This is a genomic window from Sphingopyxis panaciterrulae (assembly GCF_014199295.1).
Lineage (GTDB): Bacteria > Pseudomonadota > Alphaproteobacteria > Sphingomonadales > Sphingomonadaceae > Sphingopyxis > Sphingopyxis panaciterrulae.
This window is the reverse complement of the sequence record NZ_JACIJH010000033.1, coordinates 1-2,529: the sequence shown is the minus strand read 5'-3', so window position 1 is coordinate 2,529 and position 2,529 is coordinate 1. Positions and strand designations below refer to the sequence as shown.

Here is a 2,529-nt window from a genome sequence, read left to right as displayed (position 1 = left end):
CGTTTAGAGTTTCGGACGCCGCCAGGCGTCGGAAAGTCTTCGGTGCCCGAACCGCGGTGGTCATGGGCTGAGCTATGGGGAAAGCTGTTTGGTGCGGGTCGTGGGGCTGCTGAGGGTTGCCCAGAAGCGGACGTGCGCGATAGCGGACCGTCGGGATATGGATCGTAAAAGCGGACGCGGAAAGTCCGACCGTCCGATTTCAGGCGGGCGACGTCCGCTTATGAGCAGCACCGGCGCGAGGGGGGCCGCTTCCAGGCGCGGGTGTGCGCTGGATCGTGTCGGTGCCAGGCCGTGCCGGGTCACGGCGCAGGTGTCCCGGATGCGACCACGGACGGTGGCGGCGCGCGAGGCTGATAGCGGCGCTCGAAGACTTCGATGATGATCATCCTGCCGCCGCAGCACGGACAGGTGGGATGGACGTCGGGCTCTTCGGGTGGTTCCTCGACCGGCGGAGGTGCGACATCGAGCAGGCGGCGTGCGCGTTCGAGATGAGCCTTGCGCCTGGCGCTTGCGAGCAGGCCATAGTGACGGATCCGGTGGAACCCGCGCGGCAGGGCGTGGAGGAGAAAGCGGCGGATGAACTCGTCGGCGGCCAGCGTCATGACCTGCTGCCGTCCTTCGCCAGACTTGCGGTAATCCTTGTAGCGGAAGGTGACCCCGGCCTCGTCGAACCGAAGGAGGCGGCTGTTCGATATGGCGACCCGGTGGGTGTAGCGCGAAAGATAGGCGAGGACCGCTTCGGGGCCGGCAAAGGGAGGCTTGGCATAGACGACCCAGCGCTTCTTCCGGACCGGTGACAGATGCCGCAGGAACGCGCGTCGTTCGGCGAGATGCGTGAGGCTTCCAAAGAATGCGAGCTTGTCGGCATCGTGCAGCGCACGTAGCCGGGTGAGGAAAAGCCGGCGGAAGAGGGCGCCGAGAACGCGGACCGGCAGCAGGAAGGCGGGGCGCGCGGATATCCAGCGTGTTCCATCGCGCGATAGGCCGCCGCCGGGCACGATCATGTGGATATGGGGATGATGGGTCAGCGCCGAGCCCCATGTGTGGAGGACGGCGGTGATGCCGATCCGGGCGCCGAGGTGCTTCGGGTCGGCGGCGATGGTCAGCATCGTATCGGCCGCGGCCCTGAACAGCAGGTCATAGACGAGCGCCTTGTTGTAATAGGCGATCGCGGCGACCTCGGCAGGAAGGGTGAAGACGACGTGGAAGTAGCCGACCGGGAGGAGATCGGCCTCGCGCGCCTCGAGCCAGGTGCGCGCGGCGGCGCCCTGGCACCGCGGGCAGTGCCGGTCGCGGCAACTGTTGTAGGCGATCCGCCAGTGGCCGCAGTCGGTACAGGCCTCGACGTGGCCGCCGAGCGCGGCGGTGCGGCAATGCTCGATCGCCGACATGATCCCCAGCTGATGCAGGCTCAGATGCCCGGCATGGGCCATGCGATAGGCAGGCCCCGCGGCACGGAAGATGTCGGCGACCTCGAGTGAGGCGCGCATCGACCTCAGCCGTCGGGCGCTTCCTCGCTGGGCGATGCGAGCGCGAGCCTGTCGAGCGGGCTGACGATCGACCTAACGGTCTTGGTGGCAACCTGCGTGTAGAAGGCGGTGGTGCCCAGCTTGGCGTGGCCGAGCAGCGCCTGGATGACGCGGATATCGACACCGTCTTCGAGCAGGTGGGTGGCGAAGCTGTGGCGCAGCGTATGCGGACCGACGCGCTTGTCGATGTCGGCGGCCTCGGCGGCTTCGACGACGACACGGTAGAGCTGGCGCGTGCTGATCGGCGCCGCGGCGCTCTGTCCGGGGAACAGCCAGCCGTCGGGAGCGAGGATACCCTGTTGCCGTCCGGCGCGCCACCAGTCGCGCAGGAGCAGGAGCAGGCCGTCGGGCAGCATGGCATTGCGGTAGCGGCCGCCTTTGCCGCGCTCGATCCTGAGCAGCATCCGCTTGCTGTCGATATCGCTGACCTTCAGCGCCGACACCTCGGCGACGCGCAGCCCGGCGCCATAGGCGACCGACAGCGCCGCCTGGTGCTTGAGGGAGCGGGTCGCATCGAGCAGCCGCTTCACCTCGGCCATCGTCAGCACCACCGGGATCTTGCGCACCTGCCTGGTGCGGACGAGCTTGCGCGCAAGATCGGGCCGGTCGAGCGTGTGGGTGAAGAAAAACCTCAGCGCGCCGACGATGCTGTTCATGGTCGGCGCCGGGACGCCCGCCTGTTGCTGCTCGATCTGGAACTGCCGGACATCCTCCGCGCTCGCGGTGTGCGGCGAGCGCCCGAGCCAGGTCGCGAACCGTCCGACGTCGCGCAGATAATTACGCTGCGTCTCCTTCGAGAAGCGCCGCATGGTCATGTCGTCGATCAGCCGCTGGCGCAGCGGGCTGATCGGACCAATCTGGATAAGCTCGTTCATCGTTCGACTCCTCAGGTAAAGGAGCCGAAAGGGTCTGCCTGCGGCAGCCCACGTTCAATCAGGTGCGGCGCTCGCCGGGCCGCTTTACATCGAGGCTAGCACCAATCCGCGGAGCGGTTCGTGCA

At 67.5% G+C, this 2,529-nt stretch carries 2 protein-coding genes; both read right to left on the bottom strand.

Annotation, left to right across the window (positions count from 1 at the left end; all coding sequences use genetic code 11):
• Window positions 1–299: 299 nt before the first annotated feature.
• Window positions 300–1,490: an IS91 family transposase gene (locus FHR21_RS20625; RefSeq protein WP_184101819.1), complete on the bottom strand. Its 1,191-nt coding sequence runs from the start codon at window positions 1,488–1,490 to the stop codon at window positions 300–302.
• Between the two features lie 5 nt (window positions 1,491–1,495).
• On the bottom strand, window positions 1,496–2,404 hold the full coding sequence (locus FHR21_RS20620; RefSeq protein ID WP_184101817.1) for a tyrosine-type recombinase/integrase: 909 nt from the start codon (window positions 2,402–2,404) through the stop codon (window positions 1,496–1,498).
• Window positions 2,405–2,529 lie beyond the last annotated feature (125 nt).

What these genes read in the sequence shown, in the direction of transcription:
- FHR21_RS20625 (WP_184101819.1), bottom strand. Translation starts at nt 1,490, where the DNA reads ATGCGCGCCTCACTCGAGGTCGCCGACATCTTCCGTGCCGCGGGGCCT.
- FHR21_RS20620 (WP_184101817.1), bottom strand. Translation starts at nt 2,404, where the DNA reads ATGAACGAGCTTATCCAGATTGGTCCGATCAGCCCGCTGCGCCAGCGG.